This window comes from Streptomyces asoensis, assembly GCF_013085465.1.
GTDB lineage: Bacteria > Actinomycetota > Actinomycetes > Streptomycetales > Streptomycetaceae > Streptomyces > Streptomyces cacaoi_A.
The window spans coordinates 2,852,104-2,878,395 of record NZ_CP049838.1; the positions used below are offsets into that span (position 1 = coordinate 2,852,104).

The following is a 26,292-nucleotide window of genomic DNA, read 5'->3' on the forward strand; positions in this document are numbered from 1 at the left end:
GATCAGCGGGGCAGTTCGGCGCGGCGCAGGTGCCCGAAGCACAGGATCACCACGCCTCCGAGCCCGCAGACCACCGCGCTGACGACGAAGACCGGGCCGGTGCCCCAGGCGCCGATGGCCGCGGCGGACAACGGCATGCCGAGGGGAGCGAGTCCGAGGCTGACCAGACTCGCGACGGCGGTGACGCGACCCAGGTACGCGGGGTCCGACTGGGTCTGGAGCAAGGCCGCGCACAGGGCGCCGCCGAGTCCGGCGAGCAGCCCGACGAGTACGGCGGTGCCGACAGCCGCGGGAACGCCCGGCGCGTGGGCGAGGGCGCCGATCGCGACGGAGCCCGCGAGGATCGCGTACGCCGCGACCTGCCCGGCGTGCGGCAGGCGCCCGCGCACGGCCAGCAGCAGGGAGGCGACACCCGCGCCGGTGCCGAACCCGGCGAGCGTCCAGCCCATCCCTGAGGCGCCCCAGCCGCGTTCGTCGGCGAGCAGGGCCAGGCCCACGTTGAGCGGTCCGACGAAGCCGAGGTCTCCGAGCGCGATGGCGAGCATCAGCGGGGCGAGAACACGGTGACCGCGGATGTAGCGCAGACCGCCCACCAGATCCCGCCAGGCGGTACCGCCGCGGGCCTCCGCCGACCCGCCGGACGGATTCCGAGACCCGACGGCCACCGGCTGGTCCTCGGCGGACGGTCCGCGCGGATCAACAGCCTCCGCCCGGTCGTCGGCCGACGACTCCCACACTCCGACACCACTCGCCCTACCGTCCCCCGCCGTGTCCCCGACGGACAGCTCCCCCATCCCGACGGCCCCCGCCGCGTCCCCCACCGGCAGCTCCCCCGTCCCTACGGCATCCGCCTCGTCGGCGCCGGACAGCTCCCTCCTCCCGCCGGCCCCCGCCTTCTCCTCGGCGGGCAGCTCCCCCATCCCGACAACCCCCGCTGTGCCCCCGCCGGACAGCTCCCCCGTCCCGACGGCCCCCGCCCTGTCGTCCGCCGGTAGCTCACGTATGCGCACGGACATCAGCAGCGGTATCGACACGGCGATCAGCAGCGCGGCCAGTCCGAAGGCGGTCGCCGTACCGCCCAGAGCCACACCGAGACCGCCGAGCGGGCCTCCGACGACACTCGCCAACCGGGCCCCGAGGCCCCGCATGCCCTGCACGCGCGCAAGTTGGCCCCGGCTGGTCACGCGCGCGGGGAGAGCGCCCACGGCCGGTATGAACACGGCGTCGACCGTGCCGAAGACCACGGCGAGCGCAGCCAGCGGCCACAGCCCGGGGTCGGTGACGAAGAACAGGACGGCCACGGTGAGGGCCGCCGCGCAGCGCGTGGCGTCGCTGCCGATGACCACCCGGCGCGGCCCGAACCGGTCGGCGATCACTCCCCCGCCCAGCATCAGCAGCGCCCGCGGCACGGCACTCACCGTCATCACCAGGCCCGCCTGTGCGGGGGAACCGGCTCGTACGGCCGCCCAGGACAGCGCGAGGTAGTAGACGTTGTCGCCGATCATCGAGGCCGTGTAGGCGGCGAGCCAGCGCAGCACGTCACCGTCGCGGTGGGCGGGGCGCTCGACGTCGGCCCGTGCAGGTGCGACGGACGCGGTGGTGGTCACGGAGGTGGCCTTCCTCAGGTGCGGAACGGGAATCCGTACACGTGCAGCGCGACGTTCTCCCGCCCCTCGGTGTCGCCTGCGGCGTCGGCGGCCCGGCCCTTCTCGTCGTACTTCTTGGCGAGAGCCAGCAACTCCTCGCCCAGTTCGGCAAGTTCGGCCGCGGTCAGGCGCAGGAGGGACTCGTTGTCGGGGGCGGCGGCGTTCCACTCGGGTCGCCAGGTGGGCCGCTCGTCGAGGTACCGGCGGTACATGTCGGCCCGCTGCTCGTGGAAGAGCCGGGTGGCCGCCAGGTGCGCCGCCGCGCGCTCAGGCGCGTCCCGGAAGTCCTTGTCGCGGATGCTCACGCCGTCCGACGAAGGCTGCCACCAGCGTTCCCGGCCGTCCGCGCTCTGCGTCCCGGCCTCCTCGATGAGACCGTGCTCGGCGAGTTTGCGCAGGTGGTAGCTGACCAGGGACACGGCCTCGTCCACCTGGTCGGCCAGCTGCGAGGCGGTGGCCTTACGGGCCACGCACAGTCCCCGGTACAGCTGCATGCGCAACGGGTGGGCCAGGGCCTTCAGTGTTCCCAGGTCCGTGATGGGCCGGTTCTCTTCGCGAGCCATGCCTCCAGCCTAGATACAAAAGAAAAGTTGCACAATAAATTTTGCGCAATTTTCCCTTCGCAACTCCGGAAGCAAGAGCCCCGGTACCCCTCGGGCGACCGGGGCTCACTCCGAAGCCGACGGCGTCACCTCACCGGGTGACCCGCCCCCCGCAGCGCGTTCTTGACCTGGCCGATCCGCAGGTCGCCGAAGTGGAACACCGACGCGGCGAGCACCGCGTCCGCGCCCGCCTCGACGGCCGGCGGGAAGTCGGCGAGCTTGCCGGCGCCGCCGGAGGCGATCACCGGGACCGTCACGTGCTTGCGCACGGCGGCGATCATCTCCAGGTCGTAGCCGTCCTTGGTGCCGTCCGCGTCCATCGAGTTGAGCAGGATCTCGCCCGCGCCCAGCTCGGCCGCGCGGTGCGCCCACTCGATGGCGTCGATGCCGGTGCCCTGACGGCCGCCGTGCGTCGTCACCTCGAAGGTCCCCACGGGGGTCCGCCGGGCGTCCACCGAGAGCACCAGCACCTGGCTGCCGAACCGCTCGGCGATCTCCTTGATCAGTTCCGGGCGGGCGATGGCGGCCGTGTTGACGCCCACCTTGTCCGCGCCGGCCCGCAGCAGCTTGTCGACGTCCTCGGGGGTGCGTACCCCGCCGCCGACGGTCAGGGGGATGAACACCTGCTCGGCGGTGCGGCGCACCACGTCGTAGGTCGTCTCGCGGTTGCCCGACGAGGCGGTGATGTCCAGGAACGTCAGCTCGTCGGCACCTTCGGCGTCGTACACCTTGGCCATCTCGACGGGGTCGCCCGCGTCGCGCAGGTTCTGGAAGTTGACGCCCTTGACGACCCGGCCGTTGTCCACGTCCAGGCAGGGGATGACTCGTACGGCAAGGGTCATGCCGAGGACCCTCCTCGATAGGCCTCCACCTCGACCTCGACGACCAGGCTGGGGTCCACGAGGCCGGAGACGATGAGCATGGATGCGGCGGGCCGGACGGAGTCGAACAGCTCCTTGTGGGCGCGTCCGACGTCGTCCACGTCCCGCGCGTGGGTGAGGTACATGCGCGTGCGCACCACGTCGTCCCGCCCGAGGCCCAGCTGCTCCAGCGCCGCGAACGCGACGCCGAAGGCGTTGACCGTCTGCTCATAGGGGCCGCCGCCGGCGATCTCGCCGTCCACGATCGATGTGCACCCGGAGACCAGCACCAGGCCGTTCGGCAGCTCCACCGCGCGGGAGTACCCGAAGGTCTCCTCCCAGGGCGCGCCGGTCGCGACGCGTCGTACATCGCTCACTGGGCGACCGCCTCCAGAGCCTCTTCCAGGGTGAACGCCTTGGCGTACAGGGCCTTGCCGACGATGGAGCCCTCGACACCGAGGGGCACCAGCTCGGCGATGGCCCGCAGGTCGTCGAGGGAGGACACTCCGCCCGACGCCACGACCGGCCGGTCCGTCACGGCGCACACGTTCTTCAGCAGCTCCAGGTTCGGGCCCTGGAGCGTGCCGTCCTTGGCGATGTCGGTGACGACGTAGCGCGCGCAGCCCTCCTTGTCGAGACGCGCCAGCGTCTCGTAGAGGTCGCCGCCGTCGCGGGTCCAGCCGCGGCCGCGCAGGGTCGTGCCCCGTACGTCCAGACCGACCGCGATCTTGTCGCCGTGCTCGGCGATGACCTTGGCGACCCACTCGGGGGTCTCCAGGGCGGCCGTGCCCAGGTTCACCCGGGTGCAGCCGGTGGCCAGGGCGGCGGCGAGGGTGTCGTCGTCGCGGATGCCGCCGGACAGCTCCACCTTGATGTGCAGTTCCTTCATGCGTTCGGCCACCCCGGCGATCAGGGCCCGGTTGTCGCCGGTGCCGAACGCCGCGTCCAGGTCGACCAGGTGCAGCCACTCGGCGCCCGAGCGCTGCCAGGCGAGGGCGGCCTCGAGCGGGGAGCCGTAGGAGGTCTCGGTGCCCGACTCGCCGTGCACGAGGCGGACGGCCTGGCCGTCGCGGACGTCGACGGCGGGGAGGAGTTCGAGCTTGCTCACAGTGTTCCGATCCAGTTGGTGAGGAGCTGGGCTCCGGCGTCGCCGGACTTCTCGGGGTGGAACTGCGTGGCCCACAGGGCGCCGTTCTCCACGGCGGCCACGAACGGCTTGCCGTGCGTGGACCAGGTCACCTTCGGCGCCCGCAGCAGCGGGTTGTGCACGTCGAGGGACCAGTCCTGCACGGCGTAGGAGTGCACGAAGTAGAAGCGCGCGTCCGCGTCCAGTCCGGCGAACAGCTCGGAGTCGGCCGGGGCGTCGACGGTGTTCCAGCCCATGTGGGGCACGATCTCGGCCTGGAGCGGCTCGACCGCGCCGGGCCACTCGTCGAGGCCCTCGGTCTCCACGCCGTGCTCGATGCCCCGCGCGAACAGGATCTGCATGCCGACGCAGATGCCCATCACGGGGCGGCCGCCGGACAGCCTGCGGCCGATGATCCAGTCGCCGCGGGCCTCCTTGAGGCCTCGCATGCAGGCGGCGAAGGCGCCGACGCCCGGCACCAGCAGTCCGTCGGCGTTCATGGCCGTGTCGAAGTCACGCGTGATCTCGACGTCGGCCCCGGCGCGCGCGAGGGCCCGCTCGGCGGAACGGACGTTGCCGAAGCCGTAGTCGAAGACGACGACCTTCTTCGGGCTGTTCGGGGCGCTGCTCAATTCCACACCTCCAGCCGCACGACGCCGGCGACGAGGCACATCGCGGCGCCGATCGAGAGCAGCACGATCAGGCTCTTCGGCATCTGTTGCTTGACGAAGGAGTAGATGCCGCCGACCAGGAAGAGGCCGACGACGATCAGGATGGTCGACAGTCCGCTCATGGTTCTACAGGGCGCCCTTCGTGGAGGGGAGGATGCCGGCCGCGCGCGGGTCGCGCTCGGAGGCGTAGCGCAGGGCCCGGGCCAGCGCCTTGAACTGGCACTCCACGATGTGGTGCGCGTTGCGCCCGTAGGGCACGTGCACGTGCAGCGCGATCTGCGCCTGGGCGACGAAGGACTCCAGGATGTGCCGGGTCATCGTGGTGTCGTACTCGCCGATCATCGGCGCCATCTTCTCGGGCTCGGTGTGCACGAGGTAGGGCCGGCCGGAGAGGTCGACGGTGACCTGGGCGAGGGACTCGTCCAGCGGGACCGTGCAGTTGCCGAACCGGTAGATGCCCACCTTGTCGCCGAGGGCCTGCTTGAAGGCGGCGCCGAGCGCGAGGGCGGTGTCCTCGATGGTGTGGTGGGAGTCGATGTGCAGGTCGCCGTCGGTCTTCACGGTCAGGTCGAACAGACCGTGCCGGCCGAGCTGGTCGAGCATGTGGTCGTAGAAGCCGACGCCGGTCGACACATCGACCTTGCCGGTGCCGTCGAGGTTGATCTCGACGAGGACCGACGTCTCCTTCGTCGTGCGCTCTGTGCGTCCTACGCGGTTCATGGCCTCTGCTCCTTCTTCACATCACGAACCGCGTCGAGGAACGCGTCGTTCTCTTCGGGGGTTCCGGCGGTGACGCGCAGCCAGCCGGGCACGCCGTTGTCCCGGACCAGGACGCCCCGGTCGAGGATCTGCCGCCAGACGGTGTGGGCGTCTTCGAACCGCCCGAACTGCACGAAGTTGGCGTCGGACGCCGTGACCTCGTAGCCGATCGCGAGCAGCTCGCGTACCAGCCGGTCCCGCTCCGACTTGAGCTGCTCGACGTACTTCAGCAGCGTGTCGGTGTGTTCCAGGGCGGCCAGCGCGGTCGCCTGGGTGACGGCCGACAGGTGGTACGGCAGCCGGACGAGCTGGACGGCGTCCACGACCGCCGGGTGCGCGGCGAGGTAGCCGAGGCGCAGGCCGGCCGCGCCGAAGGCCTTCGACATGGTGCGCGAGACGACGAGATTCGGCCGACCTTCGAGCAGCGGCAGCAGTGATTCGCCGTGGCTGAACTCGATGTACGCCTCGTCCACGACCACCATCGACGGCTTGGCGCGCTGCGCGGCCTCGTACAGCGCGAGGACCGTCTCGGCCGGGACCGCGGTGCCGGTGGGGTTGTTGGGGGTGGTGATGAAGACGACGTCGGGCCGGTGCTCGGCGATGGCCCGCTCGGCGGCGGCCAGGTCGATGGTGAAGTCCTCGCGCCGCGGACCGGAGATCCAGCCGGTTCCCGTGCCGCGCGCGATGAGCCCGTGCATCGAGTACGACGGCTCGAAGCCGATCGCGGTACGGCCCGGTCCGCCGAAGGTCTGGAGCAGCTGCTGGATGACCTCGTTGGAGCCGTTGGCAGCCCACACGTTCGCCAGGCCGACCGCGTGTCCGGAGGTGTCCGTCAGGTACTGCGCGAGCCGCGTGCGCAGCTCCACGGCGTCCCGGTCCGGGTAGCGGTTGAGATTGCGGGCCGCCTCGCGCACCCGCTCCGCGATCCGCTCGACGAGCGGCTCGGGCAGCGGGTAGGGGTTCTCGTTGGTGTTCAGCCGTACGGGGACGTCCAACTGGGGCGCGCCGTAGGGGGACTTGCCGCGCAGCTCGTCCCGTACGGGGAGATCGTCGATTCCGAAGCTCACTTGCTCGCCGGTACCTTCCAGTCGAACCGCGCCTTGATCGCCGCGCCGTGCGCGGGCAGGTCCTCCGCCTCCGCCAGCGTCACCACGTGCTGCGCGACCTCGGCCAGCGCGTCCCGCGTGTAGTCGACGATGTGGATGCCCCGCAGGAAGGACTGCACGGACAGCCCGGAGGAGTGGCAGGCGCAGCCGCCCGTCGGCAGCACGTGGTTGGACCCGGCCGCGTAGTCGCCCAGGGACACCGGCGCCCAGGGGCCGACGAAGATCGCGCCCGCGTTCTTCACCCGGTCGGCCACGGCGGCGGCGTCGGCCGTCTGGATCTCCAGGTGCTCGGCGCCGTACGCGTCGACCACCCGCAGGCCCTCGTCGACGCCGTCGACCAGCACGATCGCCGACTGACGGCCGGCGAGCGCCGGGACGATCCGGTCCTCGACGTGCTTGGTGGCCGCGACCTGCGGCTCCAGTTCCTTCGCGACGGCGTCCGCCAGCTCGACGGAGTCGGTGACCAGGACGGCGGCCGCCAGCGGATCGTGTTCGGCCTGGCTGATCAGGTCGGCGGCGACGTGCGCCGGGTCGGCGCTCTCGTCGGCGAGGACCGCGATCTCGGTCGGGCCGGCCTCCGCGTCGATGCCGATCTTGCCGGCGAAGTAGCGCTTGGCGGCGGCGACCCAGATGTTGCCGGGGCCGGTCACCATGTTGGCGGGCGCGCAGGACTCGGTGCCGTAGGCGAACATCGCGACGGCGGTGGCGCCACCGGCCGCGTACACCTCGTCGACGCCCAGCAGCGCGCACGCGGCGAGGATCGTCGGGTGCGGCAGACCGTCGAACTCGGCCTGCGCCGGAGAGGCGAGCGCGATGGACTCGACTCCGGCCTCCTGGGCCGGTACGACGTTCATGACCACGGAGGACGGGTAGACCGACCGGCCGCCGGGCGCGTACAGCCCGACCCGCTCGACCGGCACCCACTTCTCGGTCACCGATCCGCCGGGCACGACCTGGGTCGTGTGCGTCGTACGGCGCTGCTCGCGGTGGACGAGACGGGCGCGGCGGATGGACTCCTCCAGGGCCGCGCGGACGGCCGGGTCGAGCCGCTCGAGCGCGTCGGCGATCGCCCGCGCCGGCACCCGTACGGACTCCAGCCGCACCCCGTCGAACTTCTCGGCGAAGTCGATCAGCGCCGCGTCGCCCCGATGATGCACGGCCTCGCAGATCGGACGCACCTTCTCGAGGGCGGCCGAGACGTCGAAGTCGGCTCGGGGCAGCAGGTCGCGCAGGGCGGGTCCCTCGGGGAGGGCGTCGCCGCGCAGATCGATTCGGGAGATCACGCCGTCAATTCTCTCAGACCGGGATCGGGCGTCGTCCGCGCGTATCAATGGCTGATACAGAACCTGACCGGAATCCGGAGGATCACCTTCACGTCTAGCGTTCGGGGGGTCACTCACCGGGCATGAACAGCTGTGCGAAATCTGTGGGTGACGAAGGGGGTGAATGGTGTGACCGAGGGGGCGGGCATCCGCGCGGGAGACGATCCGGGAGATCTGCCGGACGACCTGACCGCCGCCGAGGCCGGCATGTGGCAGGCCTTCCGCAACGGCAGCGTGTACGACCTGAGCAGCGGGGACAGTGTCGTCGACGACCCGCACGGCGGGCATCCGTGGGGCGGGTCGCGGACCGTACGGGCGCGGATCGTCGCCTGGCTGCTGCTGGCCGGGCCGCCCGCGCTGGCCGGCCGGGTCGCCTCGCTGAAACTGGCGGGCGTGCAGATCAGCGGCACCCTGGACCTCGCGGGCGGCACGGTGGTGCCGTACCTGGAGATGAAGCGCTGCCGCTTCGAGCGGGAGGTGCTGCTGCCGGAGGCACGGTTCACGACCCTGCGGATGGTGGACTGCTCGGTGCCGCGCCTGGAGGCGGCCCGGGTGCACACCGAGGGGGATCTGCACCTCCCCCGCTGCCGCTTCCACAACGGCGTCCGGCTCACCGACGCGCACATCGGCACGGACCTGCTGCTCAACCAGGCGATCGTCTACCGCGACCGCAGCGGCCGCTCGATCGCCGCCGACGGCCTGACGGTCGGCCAGGACCTCCAGGCCGAGCTGCTCGAATCGCACGGCGAGCTGAGCCTGCGCAGCGCCAAGATCGGCGTGTCGCTGAGCCTGCGCGGGGCGCGGCTGGCCAACCCGTACACGCGGCTCGCGCTGAACGCGCCCCAGCTGACGGTGGAGCGCTCGCTGTACCTGACCCCGGCCGGTGTCGGCGGCCAGGCGCTGAGCGGCACGACACCCGCGCGCGGGACCCGCATCCAGCGCTTCGAGTGCCGGGGCGGGGTGCGTCTGGACGACGGGCGGTTCGGGGACGCCGTGGACCTGGAGCGGGCCCGGTTCGTGTTCACGGAGGACCAGGAGCTGTCGCTGCGCCGGGTGCAGACGCCCGAGCTGCGCTTCCTCGGGGAGCGGCCGCCGCGCGGCAAGGTGGTCCTGTCGGGCGCCCGGGTGATCAACCTCGTGGACCGGGCGAGCGCGTGGCCGGGCCCCGGCAGTGTGCACATGGGCGGCTTCGCGTACGAGAACCTGGTGCCGCAGGGCCCGTTCCCGCTGGCCGAGCGGCTGCGCTGGGTGGCGGCGGCGACCGCCGAGTACGCCCCGGAGCCGTACGAACGGCTGGCCACCGTGCTGCGGGCCGGCGGCGAGGACGAGGACGCCCGCGAGGTGCTGCTGGCCAAGCAGCGGCGGCGCCGCGAGACCCTGCCGCCGGCCGCGAAGCTCTGGGGCTACGTCCAGGACTGGACGGTCGCCTACGGGTACCGGCCGGGCCGGGCGGCCGTCTGGATGGCGGTGCTGTGGGCGGCGAGCTCACTGGCCTTCGCGCATGCCGCGCATCCGCCCGTCCACCGGGACGGGCACCCGCCCTGGAATCCCGCACTCTTCGCCCTCGACCTGCTGCTGCCGGTCATCGACCTCGGGCAGGTCGGCGAGTGGCAGCTGCGCGGCGGCTGGCAGTGGCTGTCGTCGGCGCTGATCCTGCTGGGCTGGATCCTGGCGACGACGGTGGCGGCGGGGGCCACGCGACTGCTGCGCCGGGGGTGACCGGCGGGCGGCGGGCTCACGTACAGTCGCGGCGCGGTCACCTTTTACCGCCCCTTGACCGTCGGGTGTACAACTTTCGTGAAGGTACCCGAACCCTCTGGCGCAATCTGAACCCGCGGCTTTTCAATGGTCGGCACCATGGCTCTGCTGCCCCCGTTCATCCGCGCCTCCCGGACATCCCGGACGGCACGGAACGCCGCCGCCCCCCACAGCGCCGCCGGGCTCCCCGCCGACGACGAGGTGCTCCTCGACGTGCCCGACGACCGACTCGGCCCCGCCCTGGTCGCCGCCGGGCTGGGCGCCTACGCGCCCGCCGCCCAGCTCATGGCCCGGACCCGGGAACGGGCCGAGTGGGAGTACCGCGACCGGTACGCAACCCGGCTGGCGGCCTTCGCGCACTCACGGTCGGAGTGGTTCGAGGAGTGGTGCGCCGCCGCCCCGCGCGACCCGGACGTGCTGCTCGTCGCCGCCCAGCTCGCGGTGGACCGGGCTTGGCGCTCCCCGGCCCGGGCCGAGCTGCTGCGCGAGGTGAGCCCGCTGATCACGGCCGCCGCGCAGAGCGACGTCCGCGACCCGGTGCCGTGGCGGATCGCCCTGGACCACGCGCGCGGCACCCGTGCCGGACACAAGTACTTCGGCGAACTGTGGTCGGCCGCGGTCCGCCGCGCCCCGCACCACTACGGCTGCCATGTGGCCGCCAAGCGCTATCTGGCCGAGTCGTGGCACGGCTCCCACCGGGAGTGCTTCGACTTCGCCGACCGGGCCGCACAGGACGCGCCGGCCGGCTCCCTCGTCCAGGCGCTGCCGACGCGGGCCGCATTCGCGTACCTGACCGACGGCTGCGGACCCGAGGTGCCGCGCGAGCGACTGGACGCGGCGGCCGACCGTGCCATCGCGCTCTCCGCCCGTTTCCCGTCCGTCGACCCGTGGCCGGCCGAGATCCGCAACGTGCTGACGTACGTCCTGGTCCGCCTGGACCGCCACGACGACGCCCTCGCGCAACTGCGCCTGATCGGCCCGTACGCCACGTCCTTCCCCTGGGGCCGGCTGTCGGACGACCCGCTCGGCCACTTCCTGGCGGTACGCGAGGAAGTGCGCTCGGGACCGTCCGAGCGGCCCCCCTGGCGTCCGGGGATCGGGCACGGCGAACGAGCCCACTCCACGGACCACTAGGCTTCTGCGTCGTGACCACCGTCCGTCTGCCGCTCTTCCCCCTGAACTCGGCGTTGTTCCCGGGGCTCGTGCTCCCGCTCAACGTCTTCGAGGAGCGCTATCGCGCCATGATGCGCGACCTGTTGAAGACCCCCGAGGACGAATCGCGCCGGTTCGCCGTCGTGGCGATCCGCGACGGCCATGAGGTGGCCCCCAGCTCCCACGGCCTGCCCGACCAGACCGCGCTGCCCGAGCGCGGCCCCGCGGCCGGCTTCGGCGACGCCCCGCTCAAGGCGTTCCACGACGTCGGCTGCGTGGCCGACGCGGCGACGATCCGCGAGCGCGCCGACGGCACCTTCGAGGTGCTGGCGACGGGCACGACCCGCGTGAAGCTGCTGTCGGTGGACGCGTCGGGCCCGTTCCTGACCGCCGAGCTCCAGGAACTGCCCGAGGACCCGGGCGACGAGGCGGGCGCCCTCTCGGAAGGCGTGCTGCGCGCCTTCCGCCAGTACCAGAAGCGCCTGGCGGGCGCCCGCGAGCGCTCGCTGACCACCGGCGCGGATCTCCCGGACGACCCGTCGGTGGTGTCGTACCTGGTGGCGGCCGCGATGATGCTGGACACCCCGACCAAGCAGCGCCTGCTCCAGGCCCCCGACACGGCCTCCCGCCTGCGGGACGAGCTGAAGCTGCTGCGCGCGGAGACGGCGATCATCCGCAGCCTGCCCTCGCTGCCCGCGTCGGACCTGACGCGCGGCCCGACCAGTCTCAACTGAAGGCCCGCATGGCGAAGAAGCCGAAGAAGCAGCAGCAGCCCGGCGGCACGCCCGCGACGGTGGCCCTGACTGCGGCGGGCGTGGACTTCACGGTTCACGCCTACGACCACGACCCGAGCCACCCGTCCTACGGCGAGGAGGCGGCCGAGGCGATGGGCGTCTCCCCCGACCGGGTCTTCAAGACCCTGGTCGCGGACGTGGACGGCACCCTGACGGTGGCCGTGGTCCCGGTGGCCGGCTCCCTGGACCTGAAGGCCCTGGCGTCGGCGGTGGGCGGAAAACGGGCGGCGATGGCCGACCCGACCCTCGCGGAACGCACCACGGGCTACGTCCGAGGCGGCATCTCCCCCCTGGGCCAGCGCAAGAAGCTCCCCACGGTCCTGGACGCCTCGGCCTCGACCCACCCCACGATCTGCGTCTCGGCAGGCCGCAGAGGCCTGGAGGTAGAACTCTCCCCGACAGACCTGGCCGGCCTCACGGGAGCGGTCCTGTCGGAGATCGCCCGCGCATAGACAGCCCGTCCGGCGCTCGAGGACAAGGCCCGTCCGGGACCTGAACAGCCCGTCCCGGCGCTCGAGGACAAGGCCCGTCCGGGACCTGAACAGCCCGTCCCGGCGCTCGAGGACAAGACCCGTCCGGGACCTGAACAGCCCGTCCCGGCGCTCGAGGACGAGGCCCGTCCGGGACCTGAACAGCCCGTCCCGGCGCTCGAGGACAAGACCCGTCCGGGACCTGAACAGCCCGTCCCGGCGCTCGAGGACAAGGCCCGTTCGGGACCTGAACAGCCCGTCCGGCGCTTGAGGACGAGGCCGTCCAGGCCGAAAGCGGGGGTCTGGGGGCGCGGCCCCCAGGGTCGGGACGGGAAGGGGCGGCGGGGGCGAGAAAAGCCCCGCTAGCCCATCGGCGCCCCGTACCCGTCCTTGGGCGCACCCATATGCGCCAGATACGGATCCGGATCCCGAGGCCCGAACAACGACGTGAGCCCCAGATGCACCAGCGCCGCGGCGAACGACCACGCCAACAACGCCCCCTTCGCCCCGAGCTTCAGCGGAGCGGAGAACGTGACCCCCTTGCCCGCCGACCGCGCATGCGCGATCACGTCGGAGTCGGGCCCCAGCCACACCCCCAGCCGCCACGCCAGCAACGACCCGAGGAACCCCCCGACGGCGAGAGCGATCACCAGCGGCACTCCACCACGCCGCCGCCACAGGAACACGGCCGCGGCGCTCACGGCCCCGCACGCCAGGGCCAGCAGCGTGAACGTCCCGTCCACGCCGATCGCCTGCTCCCCCTCGGTGTCCTTGAAGTAGACGACCCAGTTGTCGTCCACCAGGTCACCGACGAGCGGCACCTTCGGCGCCAGCCACACCCACAGCAGGCCGAGCAGCGCCCCGGCGAGCGCGACCGCCACCGTGATGACGGCGGCTTCGCGCAGTTCGGTCTTCATGCCGGGCCCGTCCTGTCCGTACGCGACGTCATGGGGCGCGGTGGCCACCCCCGCGTACCCGCCGGGCGACGGCGGCCAGGCCGTGTGCGGGGAGGGCTCGTGCGGCGGCGGAGGCGGAGTCAGCGGTGCGGTCACCCTGACATCGTGCCAGGCGCGCCTGTGCCGCGCGTCACCGGACGGCGGCCCGACGGTACGCCCAGGTGGCGACGGCCAGCGAAACGACGCCGACCCCGGCGCACACGGCGAGGTCGCCGAGGACGAACGCCCAGTCGGGACTGGCCCGGAAGGTCCGGGCGAACGCCTCGACCCCGTACGTCGACGGCAGAAGATCGCGGGCGAAGCGCACCGCCTCCGGCATCCGGTCCGGCGGCAGCACGCCCAGCAGCAGCGCCGCCGACATGCCGAGCTGCCCCAGCACGGTGGCCAGCTCCGGCCGCGGCGCGAGCAGCCCGAAGGCCGCGCCCAGCCCGGACAGCGCGGCGCCGGCCAGCGGGATCACGGCCGCGAGCACCCACAGATGGGTGAACGGCAGCCCGAACAGCACACATCCGAAGACCGCGGTCACCAGGGTCCCCGGCACGGTGAAGGACGCGTACGCGCCCGCCGCCCCGAGCACCACGGCCGCCGGCGGCACCGGAAGGGTCGCGTAGTGGTCCAGCCCGCCGCTCGCCCGCAGCTGTCCGAAGTACTGCGCGAGCAGGTTCAGCGCGACGAACGCGACAACGAGGACCGCGGAGCCCGCCACCACGGCCTCCGCCTCGCGGCCCCCGTCCACCACGCCCCGCATCATGATCAGGATGCCGACCGACTGGAAGGTCGCCACGAACAGCAGCGGGATGCGCGCCACCCGGGCCCGGGACAGCTGCGCCCGGTACACGGCCACCAGCGACGGCCACAGCCGCGCGCGGGGGGCCAGCTCGGCGGCGGCGGCGCGGGGCACCGTCTGTGTGACGGCCCGGGCGCTTCCCGGCAGAACCTCGGCGGGTACGACACTCACGTGACGTTGCTCCTCTTCCCTACGGTTCCCCTACCGTCCCATACGGGCCCGGAGGCTCGCGCGCTCACCTCGGCGCCCCGCGCTCTCGCCGCCCTCATGCCCGCACCAGCCCCTGCCGTGCCGCCCCGCCCAGCGCCAGATAGACGTCCTCCAGGCTCGGTGTGGCCAGCGTGAAGTCGTCCAGGGCGGCGAAGGCGGCTCCGCCGGTGACGGTGGCGACGACCGCGCGGGCCTCGTCGGGAGCCAGCCGCAGTGTCCAGCGGCGGCCCGACTCCACGGCCCGCTCGCGCAGCGCGGCGACCTCGGGCACGTCCAGCGGCGCCCGCTCCCGCCACACCAGTTCGACCCGCACCTCGTCGGCGACCTGCTCCTTGAGCCCCGTGGGGGTGTCGCAGGCGATGACCCGGCCCTGGTCGATGACGGCGACCCGGTCGAGGACGGTCTCCGCCTCGATGACGTTGTGGGTGACGAGCAGCACGGTCGTCCCACGCTCGGCCCGCCGCCGGTCCACGGAGGCCCACACGGCCCGCCGGGCCACCGGATCCATCCCGGTGGTCGGTTCGTCCAGCACGAGCAGGGGCCGCTCCCCCACCAGCGCGGTCGCGAAGCAGGCCAGCCGCCGCTGTCCGCCGGACAGCTTGCGCAGCGGCCGTCCGGCGATCGGCGTGAGACCCAGCTCGTCGAGGACGGCGTCCCGCTCCCGGCGCGCCGCGCGCACGTCGAGGCCGCGCAGCCGTCCGGTGGTCTCGGCGGCCAGCGAGACGGTGAGTTCGTCGAGGGCGCTGGACTCCTGCCCGAGGTAGGCGAGGATCCGCGCGGCCCGCTCGGGGTGGCGCACGATGTCGTGCCCGAGGATCTCCACACTGCCCGTGTCGGGCCGCATCAGCCCGGTCATCTGCCGTACGAGGGTGGTCTTCCCGGCGCCGTTCGGCCCGAGCAGGCCGAAGATCTCACCGCGCCGGATGTCCAGCCGTACGTCGTCGGTGGCCCGGACCTCGGGTGTCGCGGGAGTGCCGCGCCGGCCCCGGACCGCCGGATAGGTCTTGGTCAGCCCGCGCACGGCACACACGACCTCGTCCCTGTGCCGAATGGGCGGTGCCGCGCGCGTACTCACAAAGAACGAGACTACGGGGTCACGGACCGTCGCTCGCCGTCGGGGCGTCCCGGGCGGCCGGTTCAGTCCCCGGCCGGAGCGTGCTCGGCGGCCGTCCGTACGTCGATCTCCCGCCAGAATCCCGCCCGGATGGCGTACCGGTCGTGTTCGTCGATCTGGTCGTCCTTGTGCGCGAGCAGTCCGAAGCGGGCCGCGTACCTCAGCAGCTCGCCGTCGATGCGGTGCGGGATCCGCGGGTACATGCCCGACAGGTTCTGGAGCTGGCCCTGCTCGCCGAGGCGCCCCATCCACCGGCGCGCGAAGACCTGCCCCACCTCGTACGGGTCGCCGCCGACGGTGGTGATGTCCTCCTCGCGGTCGGCCCACCGCTGCTCCGCCGTGGTGAGCTGCGCGAGCGTCGGCATCGCGGCGACCTCGGAGGGTTCGGCGGCGATCCCGGGGCGGTCGACCCAGCCCTTGTCGGAGGACCAGCGCAGAGTCGCGGTGGTGGGGTGCTGGACGGCCTGGGCGCCGGGTGCGCGCAGGGCGGCCAGGTCCTTGGGAGTCGGCACGCCCCCCTTGGGTGCGGGAACGCGCTCCTCGGCGCCGTTCTCGGAGGCGCCGGCCGCGGAGGCGTGCTCGGTCTCCTCGGCGGTCCGCTCGGCGGGGCGGGCGAGGCCGGAGTCGGGCAGCGGCGCGGAGAGGATCGCGGCGATCTCGGGCCGGGGCGCGGGCGGCGACGCGCAGGTCCCGCCGACCTCCTTCGCGCGTACGGCCTTGGTGATCCAGGTGCGGTCCAGGACGCGCCGTTCGTCGGCCTCGGCGACCAGGTCCTCGGACTGGTTGTAGTCGCCGTCGGCGGCCTGGACGGCCCACAGGTGGACGGCGACGCCGTGCTCCTTGGCGGCCATCATGCCGGGCAGCAGATCGCCGTCGCCGGTGACGAGGACGACGTCGGAGCAGGCGCGGTTGCGGGCCAGCTCGGTGAGCTCGGCGTGCATGGCGGCGTCGACGCCCTTCTGGGCCCAGCGGCCGTCACTGCGGGTCAGTGCGCCCAGCCGGACGGTCACCCGTGGCATCACACGCAGTCTGCGGTGTTCGGGCTGGGGGACGCGGTCCGGGGCGCCGTCGAACCAGTAGATGCGCAGCAGCGGCCGCTCGGTCTCGGACTCGGCCTGTTCGCGCAGGCCCTGGACGAGGGCGGCGTGGTCGACGGTGATTTTCGATCGCGAGGGCTCTCCGGCGAGGAGGCTGGCGGCGGCCCCCAGCAGATACCCGGCGTCCACCAGGACGATGCAGCGGTCCACACGACTCACCCTCTTTCCGGGAGGTTTGCATCGGGCTTTCTTCGAGTCTGCCCGACCACGCGGAGGTTAACGGCCGGAACTCGATCTTCGGCGTGGCGTTTCGGGGGCTTGCGCTCCGACAACCCCTGTTACAGACGGTAATTATCCGAAATGCGTTGTAAGTCAGCCTATGTGAGTCTGGTCCCGTCGATGGCCCCCAGATCCCCCCAGGAGGCAGATCACCATGGCCAAGAACAAGAAGCAGGAGCGTAAACAGCCGCAGTCCGAGCGTGGTCAGCAGGCGGCCCAGCAGTCCTCGATGGAGTCGCAGGCCGAGCAGCGCATCGCACAGGTGACGCCGGCCGATGTCGCCCGCAAGGGCAGGCAGAAGCGCTTCGGCCACAACTGACATCCGGGCGACGGGCCGTTGCGGCTCGGACGCACCGAGGGGCGCATCCGGTACCGGATGCGCCCCTCGTACGTGTCTTCCCCGTCTTCCCCCGTCGTCTCCCGCTTTCCGCCGCGCTCAGCCGGCCAGGCAGGAGGGGCCGAGCAGCACCTTCAGATCACCGAACAGCGCGGGATCGGGCTTGACCCGGTGCCGGTCCAGACGCAGGACGGTCGTCTTGGTCGGGCCCTGGAGCCTGATCCGGACCTCGCTGTCACCCCGGTGGTGCGTGAGGATCTCCCCCAGGCGGTTGATCATCGGCGGGGTGACCCGGGTGGCCGGGATGGTGAGGATCACGGGGGCGTTGGTGCCCGCGTTCGACAGGTCGGGGACCTGGAGCTCCATGGCGACGAGCCGCGGCACGTCCTCCCGCTTGTCGAGGCGGCCCTTGACGAAGACGACGGCGTCCTCGACGAGTTGGGTCGAGACGAGCTGGTAGGTCGCCGGGAAGAACATGCACTCGATGGAACCCGCGAGGTCCTCGACGGTGGCGATCGCCCAGGCGTTGCCCTGCTTGGTCATCTTCCGCTGGAGGCCGGAGATGATGCCGCCGATGGTGACGACCGCGCCGTCCGCGTGCTCACCGCCGGTGAGCTGGGCGATGCCCGCGTCGGCCTTGTCGGACAGCACGTGCTCCAGGCCGAAGAGCGGGTGGTCGGAGACGTACAGACCGAGCATCTCCCGCTCCTGGGCGAGCAGATACGTCTTCTCCCACTCGTCGGTCGTGAACTCGACGTCGAGTCCGAAACCGGGCTCGCTCGTCTCCTCCTCGCCCATGCCGCCGAAGAGGTCGAACTGGCCCTCGGCCTCCTTGCGCTTGACCGCGACCACGTTGTCGATCATCGGCTCGAAGTGCGCGGTGAGGCCCTTGCGGGTGTGCCCCAGGGTGTCGAACGCGCCCGCCTTGATCAGCGACTCCGTGGTGCGCTTGTTGCACGCGACCGCCTCGACCTTGTCGAGGTAGTCGGGGAACGAGCCGTACTTGCCCTTGGCCTTGCGGCTCCTGATGATCGACTCCACCACGTTCGTACCGACGTTGCGCACGGCTTCGAGGCCGAAGAGGATCACGTCGTCGCCCTGCGCGGCGAAGTTGTGCACCGACTCGTTGACGTTCGGCGGGAGCACCTTGATGCCCATGCGCCGGCACTCGTTGAGGTAGACGGCCGACTTGTCCTTGTCGTCCTTGACCGAGGTGAGCAGTCCGGCCATGTACTCGGCGGGGTGGTTTGCCTTCAGGTAGGCGGTCCAGTACGAGACCAGGCCGTACGCGGCGGAGTGCGCCTTGTTGAAGGCGTAGCCGGCGAAGGGGACCAGCACGTCCCACAGGGCCTTGATCGCCTCGTCGCTGTAGCCGTTCTTCTTGGCGCCGGCCTGGAAGATGGTGAAGTTCTTCGCCAGCTCGTCGGGCTTCTTCTTGCCCATCACGCGGCGCAGGATGTCGGCCTCGCCCAGCGAGTACCCGGCGATGATCTGGGCGGCCTTCTGCACCTGCTCCTGGTAGACGATCAGGCCGTAGGTGACCGCCAGGACCTCTTCGAGCGGCTCCTCGAGCTCCTTGTGGATCGGGGTGATCTCCTGGAGCTTGTTCTTGCGGAGCGCGTAGTTGGTGTGCGAGTCCATGCCCATCGGGCCGGGACGGTAGAGCGCGGAGACGGCGGAGATGTCTTCGAAGTTGTCGGGCTTCATCAGGCGCAGCAGCGAGCGCATGGGGCCGCCGTCGAACTGGAAGACGCCGAGGGTCTCACCGCGCTGGAGCAGTTCGAAGGTCGTCGGATCGTCGAGCGGCAGGGCCAGCAGGTCGAGGTCGATGCCCTTGTTGGACTTCACCATCTTGACGGCGTCGTCCATGATCGTCAGGTTGCGCAGGCCGAGGAAGTCCATCTTCAGCAGGCCGAGCGACTCGCACTGCGGGTAGTCCCACTGGGTGATGGTCACGCCGTCCGTGTGCCGCACCCAGATGGGGGCGTGGTCGACGATGGGCTCGCTGGACATGATCACGCCGGCCGCGTGCACACCCATCTGCCGGACCAGGCCCTCGACGCCCTTGGCGGTGTCGATGACCTTCTTCACGTCCGGTTCGTTCTCGTACATCGCGCGGATCTCGCCCGCCTCGCTGTAGCGCGGGTGCGAGGGGTCGGTGATGCCGTTGAGGTCGATGCCCTTGCCCAGGACGTCGGCGGGCATGGCCTTGGTGAGGCGGTCGCCCATCGCGTACGGGTAGCCCAGCACGCGCGCGGAGTCCTTGATGGCGTTCTTCGCCTTGATCTTGCCGTAGGTGCCGATCATGGCGACCTTGTCGGCGCCGTACTTCTCCGTCACGTACCGGATCACCTCGACGCGCCTGCGCTCGTCGAAGTCGATGTCGACATCGGGCATGGAGACGCGCTCGGGGTTGAGGAACCGCTCGAAGATCAGGCCGTGCGGGATCGGGTCGAGGTCGGTGATGCCCATCGCGTAGGCGACGATCGAGCCGGCCGCGGATCCACGCCCCGGACCGACCGCGATGCCCTGGTTCTTCGCCCACATGATGAAGTCGGCGACGACGAGGAAGTAGCCCGGGAACCCCATCTGGATGATGACGTCCATCTCGTACTCGACCTGCTTCTGCCGGTCGTCGGGGACGCCGCCCGGGAAGCGGCGGTCCATCCCCCGGCGGACCTCCTCCTTGAACCAGGTGACCTCGGTGAAGCCGTCGGGGATGTCGAACTTCGGCATGAGGTTCTTCGCCTCGAACATGCCGGTGGTGTCGATCTGCTCGGCCACCAGGAGGGTGTTGGCGCAGCCCTCCTGCCAGGCGTCCGAGGAGTCGATGGCGTACATCTCGTCCGTGGACTTCAGGTAGTAGCCGGTGCCGTCGAAGCGGAAACGGTCCGGGTCGGAGAGGTTCTTGCCGGTCTGGATGCACAGCAGCGCGTCGTGCGCGGTCGCCTCGTGCGCGTACGTGTAGTGCGAGTCGTTGGTGACCAGCGGCGGGATGCCGAGCTTCTTGCCGATCTCCAGGAGGCCGTCGCGGACCCGGCTCTCGATCTCGATGCCGTGGTCCATCAGCTCCAGGAAGTACCGGTCCTTGCCGAAGATGTCCTGGTAGTCGGCCGCCGCCTTCAGCGCCTCCTCCTTCTGGCCGAGGCGCAGCCGGGTCTGGAGCTCGCCGGAGGGGCAGCCGGTGGAGGCGATCAGCCCCTCGGACCACTGGGAGATGGTCTCCTTGTCCATCCGGGGCCACTTCTGGAGCCAGCCCTCGGCGTACGCGTCCGAAGAGAGCTTGAAGAGGTTGTGCAGGCCCGTCGCGTTGGCCGCCCAGATCGTCTTGTGGGTGTAGCCACCGGAACCGGAGACGTCGTCGCGCTTCTGGTGCGGCTGGCCCCACTGGATCTTGCGCTTGTTGCGCCGCGACTCGGGGGCGACATACGCCTCGATCCCGATGATCGGGGTGACTCCGGCCTTCTTCGCGGTGTGGAAGAAGTCGTACGCCCCGTGCAGGTTGCCGTGGTCGGACATGGCGATGTGGGTCATGCCCATCTCGTTGCACGCGTCGAACATGTCCTTCAGCCGCGCGGCACCGTCCAGCAGCGAGTACTGGGTGTGGACGTGCAGGTGCGTGAACGGCGGCTTTGACACGGCTGCGGCCTCCAAGGGAAACAAACGGCGACGGGTGTCCCACCGGTTACGGACGGATCGGGGGACAGCGTCGAAGTCTATGCCTCGCGACTGACACCCGGGCTCGTTCCCCACGTACCTTCACGGGTGAGGCCGCGGGCACTTTCGTCCGGCCCCGCCCGTTGGATGCGACAGAAACGCTGTCGTACATGTCATGCACCAGGAGGCACCCAGCGATGTCGGTTCAGCAGCTCAACGACGAGCACCGCGGCGAGGAGATCCTCGCCGTCTTCGACACCGCGTTCGGCGAGCTCCTGGCCGCCGACCCGGCCGCGTTCCGGGTGAAGTTCCGGAAGATGGCGGCCTCGGCGTTCGCGTTCTACCGGGGTACCGCGGGCCTCTTCTACCACGATCTCGACGCCGAGAAGCGGGGCGGCCCGTTCCTGGACGAGCGCACCTCGCGCGTGTGGATCCACGGCGACCTGCACGCGGAGAACTTCGGCACCTACATGGACGCGACAGGCCGGCTGATCTTCAACGTCAACGACTTCGACGAGGCGTATGTCGGCCCCTTCACCTGGGACCTGAAGCGCCTCTCCGCCTCCATCGCCCTCATCGGGTACGCCAAGGCGCTCGGCGACGATCAGATCAGCGAGCTGGTGGAGGTGTACGCGGGCGCGTACCGGGAGCGGATCCACGCGCTGGCCACCGGCGCCAAGAGCGACGAGGTGCCGCCCTTCACCCTGGACACCGCGCAGGGCCCGCTGCTCGACGCGCTGCGCGACGCCCGCTCGCTGACCCGCTTCGGGCTGCTGGACTCGATGACGGAGATCCGTGACTTCGAGCGCCGCTTCGCCCCCGGCGGCGGCTCCATCGAGCTGGACGCCGCCACCCGCTACAAGGTGCTCGCGGCCTTCGACGGCTACCTGGAGACGCTGCCGGAGACCTCCCTGGCCCGCCCGGACTCCTACCGCGTGAAGGACGTCGTCGGCCGCCGGGGCATCGGCATCGGCTCGGCCGGTCTGCCGTCGTACAACATCCTCCTCGAGGGCCACAGCGACGCCCTGGAGAACGACGTCGTGATCTACATCAAGCAGGCCCAGACGCCGGCCGTCTCCCGGCACATCACGGACCCGGCGATCCGCGACTACTTCCAGCACGAGGGCCACCGCACGGTGATCTCCCAGCGCGCCCTCCAGCAGCACGCCGACCCGTGGCTGGGCTGGACCGAGCTGGGCGGCGCGGGGCAGCTGGTCGCCGAGGTCTCGCCGTACGCGGTCGACCTGGACTGGGGCGACATCGACGACCCGGAGGAGATCGCCGGCGTCGTCGCCGACCTGGGCCGGGCCACGGCCACGATGCACGCGGCGGCGGACGACACCTCCGGCGAGTCCCTGGTGCCCTTCTCCACCGAGCGGGCCATCGACGCGGCGATCGCGGCCGACGAGGACGGCTTCGCGCCGCTCCTGGTCGACTTCGCGCACACGTACGGCGCACGCGCGCGTACCGACCACCAGATCTTCGTCGACCTGTTCCGCAACGGCCGGATTCCAGGTCTCTAACGGTCCGCCTTCTCACAGGGACCCTTTAGGGGTCTCCTACGGGAGCACGTGACACACTCTCCTCCGCTATGGACATATCCGGGACCCGACTCAGAGCCGTACGCGCGGCGCTGTTCACGGCATGCGTCGTGACGCTCAGCACCGCGTCGCACGTGCTGCTGTCCCGGGCCCCGCTGCCGCTCAACACGGTGGCCGCCGTCGCGGCCGCCGTGTTCGCCCTCGCGTACGTCCTCGCCGGCCGCGAGTGCGGCTTCGGGCGGATCGCCGCCCTGCTGATCCCACTGGAGCTGGCGGCCGACACCGTCTTCACCACCGGCCAGCACGTCTGCTACGGCCGTGCGGGCGGCCCGGTCGCCGGCCCGCTGGCCTCGGTCGGCTGGGACGTGCTGTGCGGCGACGGTACCCCCGTCGGCACCCCGCTGGCCCGGGTCACCGGCACCGACACCGACCAGCTGGGCGGGCTCCTCGCCCACCCCGACCCGGCCGCCGCGTGGCTGCTGCTCGCCGCGCACGTCTGCGTCGGCCTGATCGCGGCCGCCTGGCTGCGCCGGGGCGAGCGGGCGCTGGCCCAGCTGCTGCGGGCGGCGACCGCGACCACCTTCCGGCCGCTGCTGCTGGCCGTCGCCGCGGTGACCGTACGACGCGCCCCGGCGGCCCGCCGCCTGCCGCGGCCCACCCGCCGGTCGACCACCGTCCGCGAGCGGATTCTCGTGCACTCCTTGGGACGGCGTGGACCGCCGTGCTCGCTCGCCGCGGTCTGAACAGGCCCTCACGTCTGCGCAGGCCCGGCCACCCGAGCACCACTTCAGTCCCTCAGTCCCCACACGAACTTCCGCGTACGACGTGTGCGCGTCCCTTTTGGAGAACACCATGAGCAAGCGGAACAGCGCGCAGGCGAAGACGGCGGCCCGGGAGCGGCTGCGCGTCGAGCGTGAGCGCGAGGCCAAGCGGGCCAAGGTCAGGCGGCAGATCATCGTCGCCTGCTCGGTCGTCGGCGTGCTCGCGATAGCCGGCGGCATAGGTTACGCCGTCGTCCAGGCCAACAAGCCCGGCTACTGGGAGGACGCGGCGAAGGCCAAGCTGGTCGCGCCGGCCAACACCAGCGGCAAGAACGGCACGACGGTCGTCATGGGCAAGGCGAGCGCCAAGAAGACGCTCGTGATGTACGAGGACCCGCGCTGCCCGGTCTGCGCCCAGTTCGAGCAGACCGTCGGCGCGACGGTGAAGAGCGACTACGACGCCGGCAAGTTCAAGATCGAGTACGTCGGCGCGACCTTCCTCGACCGCAGCCTGACCGGCGAGGGTTCCAAGAACGCGCTCAGCGCTCTGGGCGCCGCGCTCAACGTCAGCCCCGAGGCGTTCCTCGAGTACAAGACCGCGATGTACTCGGCGAAGTACCACCCCGAGGAGACCGAGGACAAGTTCAAGGACGACTCCTACCTGATCAAGGTGGCGGACACGGTCTCGGCGCTGAAGGGCAACGCCAAGTTCCAGAGCGCCGTGAAGAACGGCACCTACGACCGGTGGGCGCTGGAGATGTCCAAGACGTTCGACAAGAGCGGCGTCTCGGGTACCCCGACCCTGAAGATGGACGGCAAGACGCTGACCGGCTCCGACGGGCAGGGCAACGCCCCGATGACGGTCGCCGACTTCACCACGGCGATCGACGCGGCTCTCAAGGGCTGACCGGCTTCTGATCCGACACTCCGAGGAAGAGCGGGCGAACTTTTGGGAGTTCGCCCGCTCTTTTGTCGTACTGGTCAGTAATCTGATCGTCCGTGACCAGTCGATACAGATCCTCCGAGAGCGCCGACACCTCGTCAGAGCGCCCCAACTCGCTGTCGCCGCGCCGCCGTACGGCGCTCAAGGCCGTGGCCGCCACCGCCGTACTGGCCGGCCCGCTCGCCGCCGCCCTGCCGGCCCGTGCCGCCGAGGCCCCCGTCTTCCTGCACGGCCTCGCCTCCGGCGACCCGCTGCCCGACGGCGTCCTGCTGTGGACCCGGGTGACGCCCACCGCCGAGGCGATACCCGGCTCCGGGCTCGGTCCGGACACCGCCGTGAGCTGGGTCGTCGCCACGGACAAGGCACTGACGAACGTGGTCGCCAAGGGCTCCACCACCGCCTCCGCCGCGACCGACCACACCGTCAAGGCCGACATCCGCGGTCTCGCGCCCGCCACCGACTACTGGTTCCGCTTCTCGGCCGGCGGCACGGACTCCCCGGTGGCGCGCACCCGCACCGCGCCTGCGGCGGACGCCGCCGTGCCGGGCCTGCGCTTCGGCGTGGTCTCCTGCGCCAACTGGGAGGCCGGCTACTTCTCCTCGTACCGTCACCTCGCGGCCCGGGGCGACCTGGACGCCTGGCTGCACCTCGGCGACTACATCTACGAGTACGGCACCGGCGAGTACGGCACGCGCGGGACCGTCGTACGGCAGACGGCGCCCACGCACGAGATCCTCACCCTCGCCGACTACCGCACCCGGCACGGCAAGTACAAGACGGACCCGGACCTCCAGGCCCTGCACGCGAAGGCGCCGGTCGTCGCGATCTGGGACGACCACGAGTTCGCCAACGACACCTGGTCGGGTGGCGCCGAGAACCACACCGAGGGCGCCGAGGGCGCCTGGTCGGCCCGTCAGGCGGCCGCCAAGCAGGCCTACTTCGAGTGGATGCCGGTCCGGCCGGCCATCGCCGGCACAACCTACCGTCGGCTGCGCTTCGGCAAGCTCGCCGATCTGTCCCTGCTGGACCTGCGGTCCTTCCGCTCGCAGCAGGCCGCCGTCGGCAACGGCACCGTCGACGACCCGGACCGCACGCTCACCGGCCGCGCCCAGCTCGACTGGCTGAAGGCCGGGCTGAAGGCGTCCGACACCACCTGGCGGCTGGTCGGCAACTCGGTGATGATCTCGCCGTTCGCCATCGGCTCGCTCTCCGCGGACCTGTTCAAGCCGCTGGCCAAGCTGCTCGGCCTGCCCCAGGAGGGCATCGCCCTCAACACCGACCAGTGGGACGGCTACACCGACGACCGCCGTGAACTCCTCGCCCACCTGCGCTCCAACGCCATCCGCAACACCGTCTTCCTGACCGGTGACATCCACATGGCGTGGGCCAACGACGTGCCGGTGGACGCCGGGACGTACCCGCTGTCGGCCTCGGCCGCCACGGAGTTCGTGGTCACCTCGGTGACCTCCGACAACCTCGACGACATCGTGAAGGTCCCGGAGGGCACGCTCACCGCGATCGCCTCCCCGATCATCCGGGCCGCGAACCGGCACGTCCACTTCGTCGACACCGACCGGCACGGCTACGGCGTCCTGGACATCACCGCCGAGCGCGCGCAGATGGACTACTACGTGCTGTCCGACCGCACCAGCACCACCGCGACCTCCGCCTGGTCCCGCTCGTACCGCACGCGCAGCGGCACACAGAAGGTGGAACGGACCTACGACCCGGTCTAGGTCCAGGTCCGGGTCGTCCAGGTCCGGGTCCCGTCCCGCCTAGAGCGTCTCGAGGAAGCCGAGTGCCACCCTCCAGGTGGCCTCGGCCGCCTCCTCGTCGTAGTCGGGCAGGTCGGGGTCGGTGTAGAGGTGACCGGCTCCCGCGTACCGGTAGACCTCCACGTCGGCGCCCGCTCTGCCCATCTGGAGATACCAGGCGCTCAGCCAGTCGTCGGTCTCGAACTGGTCCGGCTCCGCGACATGCAGCTGCACCGGAAGGTCGTCCACCGAGACGTTCGGCGCGAGGTCCGAGGTGCCGTGCAGGAGGAGCAGGCCACGCGCCCTGGCGTCGCCGAGGGCGAGGGTCTGCGCGATCGACGCGCCGAGCGAGAACCCGGCGTACACCAGCCCGCGCTCCGAGTAGGGCGCGGCGGCCAGGACGGCTCTCTTCAGCAGCTCGTCCTTGCCGATCTCCTCGTTGTACGCCATGCCCTCCTCGACCGTGTCGAACGTGCGTCCCTCGAAGAGGTCCGGCGTCCACACCTCGTGCCCGGCGGCGCGCAGCCGGTCCGCCGCGGCGCGCACCGCGGGCCGCGGACCATAGGTCGAGTGAAAGAGCATGATGTTCATGTGCCCATGGTGCCAGCCTGCACTGACAACACCGTGCGTGCGCCTCCTCACAGAAACCG

25 protein-coding genes are annotated in these 26,292 nt (G+C 71.3%); 9 read left to right on the forward strand and 16 right to left on the reverse strand.

Features of this window, described 5'->3' with window-relative positions; translation table 11 throughout:
• Window positions 1–2: 2 nt before the first annotated feature.
• From G9272_RS12795 to hisD, 10 genes are all read right to left on the reverse strand, one after another.
• On the reverse strand, window positions 3–1,607 hold the full coding sequence (locus tag G9272_RS12795) for an MFS transporter (protein WP_171396693.1): 1,605 nt from the start codon (window positions 1,605–1,607) through the stop codon (window positions 3–5).
• 14 nt (window positions 1,608–1,621) lie between these two features.
• Window positions 1,622–2,209, reverse strand: coding sequence for an ArsR/SmtB family transcription factor (locus G9272_RS12800; RefSeq protein ID WP_171396694.1), 588 nt, complete (start codon window positions 2,207–2,209; stop codon window positions 1,622–1,624).
• Window positions 2,210–2,334: 125 nt separating this feature from the next.
• Complete coding sequence (hisF, locus tag G9272_RS12805; RefSeq protein ID WP_171396695.1) at window positions 2,335–3,090, reverse strand: imidazole glycerol phosphate synthase subunit HisF; 756 nt, start codon at window positions 3,088–3,090, stop codon at window positions 2,335–2,337.
• Window positions 3,087–3,485 (reverse strand): RidA family protein, encoded by a 399-nt coding sequence (locus G9272_RS12810; RefSeq protein WP_171396696.1) that lies wholly within the window; start codon window positions 3,483–3,485, stop codon window positions 3,087–3,089. The genes hisF and G9272_RS12810 overlap by 4 nt, the downstream gene beginning before the upstream one ends.
• Window positions 3,482–4,216, reverse strand: coding sequence for a bifunctional 1-(5-phosphoribosyl)-5-((5-phosphoribosylamino)methylideneamino)imidazole-4-carboxamide isomerase/phosphoribosylanthranilate isomerase PriA (gene priA, locus G9272_RS12815; protein WP_171396697.1), 735 nt, complete (start codon window positions 4,214–4,216; stop codon window positions 3,482–3,484). Before priA ends, G9272_RS12810 begins: the two co-directional genes overlap by 4 nt.
• On the reverse strand, window positions 4,213–4,866 hold the full coding sequence (gene hisH, locus G9272_RS12820) for an imidazole glycerol phosphate synthase subunit HisH (RefSeq protein WP_437184268.1): 654 nt from the start codon (window positions 4,864–4,866) through the stop codon (window positions 4,213–4,215). Before hisH ends, priA begins: the two co-directional genes overlap by 4 nt.
• Window positions 4,863–5,027: a hypothetical protein gene (locus G9272_RS12825; RefSeq protein ID WP_020129896.1), complete on the reverse strand. Its 165-nt coding sequence runs from the start codon at window positions 5,025–5,027 to the stop codon at window positions 4,863–4,865. The genes hisH and G9272_RS12825 overlap by 4 nt, the downstream gene beginning before the upstream one ends.
• 4 nt (window positions 5,028–5,031) lie before the next feature.
• The gene (gene hisB / locus G9272_RS12830) at window positions 5,032–5,625 is read right to left on the reverse strand and encodes an imidazoleglycerol-phosphate dehydratase HisB (RefSeq protein WP_171396699.1); all 594 of its coding nucleotides are present in this window, start codon (window positions 5,623–5,625) and stop codon (window positions 5,032–5,034) included.
• Window positions 5,622–6,731: a histidinol-phosphate transaminase gene (locus G9272_RS12835; RefSeq protein ID WP_171396700.1), complete on the reverse strand. Its 1,110-nt coding sequence runs from the start codon at window positions 6,729–6,731 to the stop codon at window positions 5,622–5,624. The genes hisB and G9272_RS12835 overlap by 4 nt, the downstream gene beginning before the upstream one ends.
• A complete protein-coding gene (hisD, locus tag G9272_RS12840) occupies window positions 6,728–8,053 on the reverse strand; it encodes a histidinol dehydrogenase (RefSeq protein ID WP_171396701.1) in 1,326 nt (441 codons plus the stop codon). Before hisD ends, G9272_RS12835 begins: the two co-directional genes overlap by 4 nt.
• Before the next feature lie 168 nt (window positions 8,054–8,221).
• Here hisD and G9272_RS12845 point away from each other — a divergent pair, with 168 nt between their 5' ends.
• From G9272_RS12845 to ybaK, 4 genes are all read left to right on the forward strand, one after another.
• The gene (locus tag G9272_RS12845; RefSeq protein ID WP_171396702.1) at window positions 8,222–9,811 is read left to right on the forward strand and encodes an oxidoreductase; all 1,590 of its coding nucleotides are present in this window, start codon (window positions 8,222–8,224) and stop codon (window positions 9,809–9,811) included.
• A gap of 126 nt (window positions 9,812–9,937) precedes the next feature.
• Window positions 9,938–10,984: a hypothetical protein gene (locus G9272_RS12850; protein ID WP_171396703.1), complete on the forward strand. Its 1,047-nt coding sequence runs from the start codon at window positions 9,938–9,940 to the stop codon at window positions 10,982–10,984.
• Window positions 10,985–10,995: 11 nt separating this feature from the next.
• Window positions 10,996–11,736, forward strand: a complete 741-nt coding sequence (locus G9272_RS12855) for an LON peptidase substrate-binding domain-containing protein (RefSeq protein ID WP_171396704.1) — start codon at window positions 10,996–10,998, stop codon at window positions 11,734–11,736.
• Window positions 11,737–11,744: 8 nt separating this feature from the next.
• Window positions 11,745–12,248 (forward strand): Cys-tRNA(Pro) deacylase, encoded by a 504-nt coding sequence (ybaK, locus tag G9272_RS12860; protein ID WP_171396705.1) that lies wholly within the window; start codon window positions 11,745–11,747, stop codon window positions 12,246–12,248.
• 380 nt (window positions 12,249–12,628) lie between these two features.
• Here the strand turns inward: ybaK and G9272_RS12865 are convergent, their stop codons facing one another.
• From G9272_RS12865 to G9272_RS12880, 4 genes are all read right to left on the reverse strand, one after another.
• Window positions 12,629–13,318, reverse strand: a complete 690-nt coding sequence (locus G9272_RS12865) for a DUF2567 domain-containing protein (protein WP_171396706.1) — start codon at window positions 13,316–13,318, stop codon at window positions 12,629–12,631.
• 34 nt (window positions 13,319–13,352) lie between these two features.
• Entirely contained in the window at window positions 13,353–14,180 is an 828-nt protein-coding gene (locus tag G9272_RS12870) for an ABC transporter permease (protein ID WP_171396707.1), read from the reverse strand.
• 94 nt (window positions 14,181–14,274) lie between these two features.
• Window positions 14,275–15,294 (reverse strand): ABC transporter ATP-binding protein, encoded by a 1,020-nt coding sequence (locus G9272_RS12875; protein WP_171396708.1) that lies wholly within the window; start codon window positions 15,292–15,294, stop codon window positions 14,275–14,277.
• A gap of 62 nt (window positions 15,295–15,356) precedes the next feature.
• On the reverse strand, window positions 15,357–16,580 hold the full coding sequence (locus G9272_RS12880) for an NYN domain-containing protein (RefSeq protein ID WP_171396709.1): 1,224 nt from the start codon (window positions 16,578–16,580) through the stop codon (window positions 15,357–15,359).
• A 223-nt stretch (window positions 16,581–16,803) separates the two neighbouring features.
• Between G9272_RS12880 and G9272_RS12885 the strand changes: the two genes are divergently transcribed.
• Window positions 16,804–16,968, forward strand: coding sequence for a hypothetical protein (locus G9272_RS12885; RefSeq protein WP_020129908.1), 165 nt, complete (start codon window positions 16,804–16,806; stop codon window positions 16,966–16,968).
• A 117-nt stretch (window positions 16,969–17,085) separates the two neighbouring features.
• Here the strand turns inward: G9272_RS12885 and dnaE are convergent, their stop codons facing one another.
• On the reverse strand, window positions 17,086–20,625 hold the full coding sequence (dnaE, locus tag G9272_RS12890) for a DNA polymerase III subunit alpha (RefSeq protein ID WP_171396710.1): 3,540 nt from the start codon (window positions 20,623–20,625) through the stop codon (window positions 17,086–17,088).
• A 215-nt stretch (window positions 20,626–20,840) separates the two neighbouring features.
• Here dnaE and G9272_RS12895 point away from each other — a divergent pair, with 215 nt between their 5' ends.
• From G9272_RS12895 to G9272_RS12910, 4 genes are all read left to right on the forward strand, one after another.
• Window positions 20,841–22,166, forward strand: coding sequence for a DUF2252 domain-containing protein (locus tag G9272_RS12895; RefSeq protein WP_171396711.1), 1,326 nt, complete (start codon window positions 20,841–20,843; stop codon window positions 22,164–22,166).
• A 68-nt stretch (window positions 22,167–22,234) separates the two neighbouring features.
• Window positions 22,235–22,927: a hypothetical protein gene (locus tag G9272_RS12900; RefSeq protein WP_171396712.1), complete on the forward strand. Its 693-nt coding sequence runs from the start codon at window positions 22,235–22,237 to the stop codon at window positions 22,925–22,927.
• 109 nt (window positions 22,928–23,036) lie between these two features.
• Window positions 23,037–23,852 carry a DsbA family protein gene (locus tag G9272_RS12905; RefSeq protein WP_171396713.1) on the forward strand — a complete coding sequence of 272 codons (816 nt, stop codon included), beginning with the start codon at window positions 23,037–23,039 and terminating at the stop codon, window positions 23,850–23,852.
• Between the two features lie 92 nt (window positions 23,853–23,944).
• On the forward strand, window positions 23,945–25,624 hold the full coding sequence (locus tag G9272_RS12910; protein WP_171396714.1) for an alkaline phosphatase D family protein: 1,680 nt from the start codon (window positions 23,945–23,947) through the stop codon (window positions 25,622–25,624).
• A gap of 39 nt (window positions 25,625–25,663) precedes the next feature.
• On the opposite strand, the gene G9272_RS12915 is transcribed toward G9272_RS12910, so the two are convergent.
• Window positions 25,664–26,233, reverse strand: a complete 570-nt coding sequence (locus G9272_RS12915) for a dienelactone hydrolase family protein (RefSeq protein WP_171396715.1) — start codon at window positions 26,231–26,233, stop codon at window positions 25,664–25,666.
• Between the last annotated feature and the right edge of the window lie 59 nt (window positions 26,234–26,292).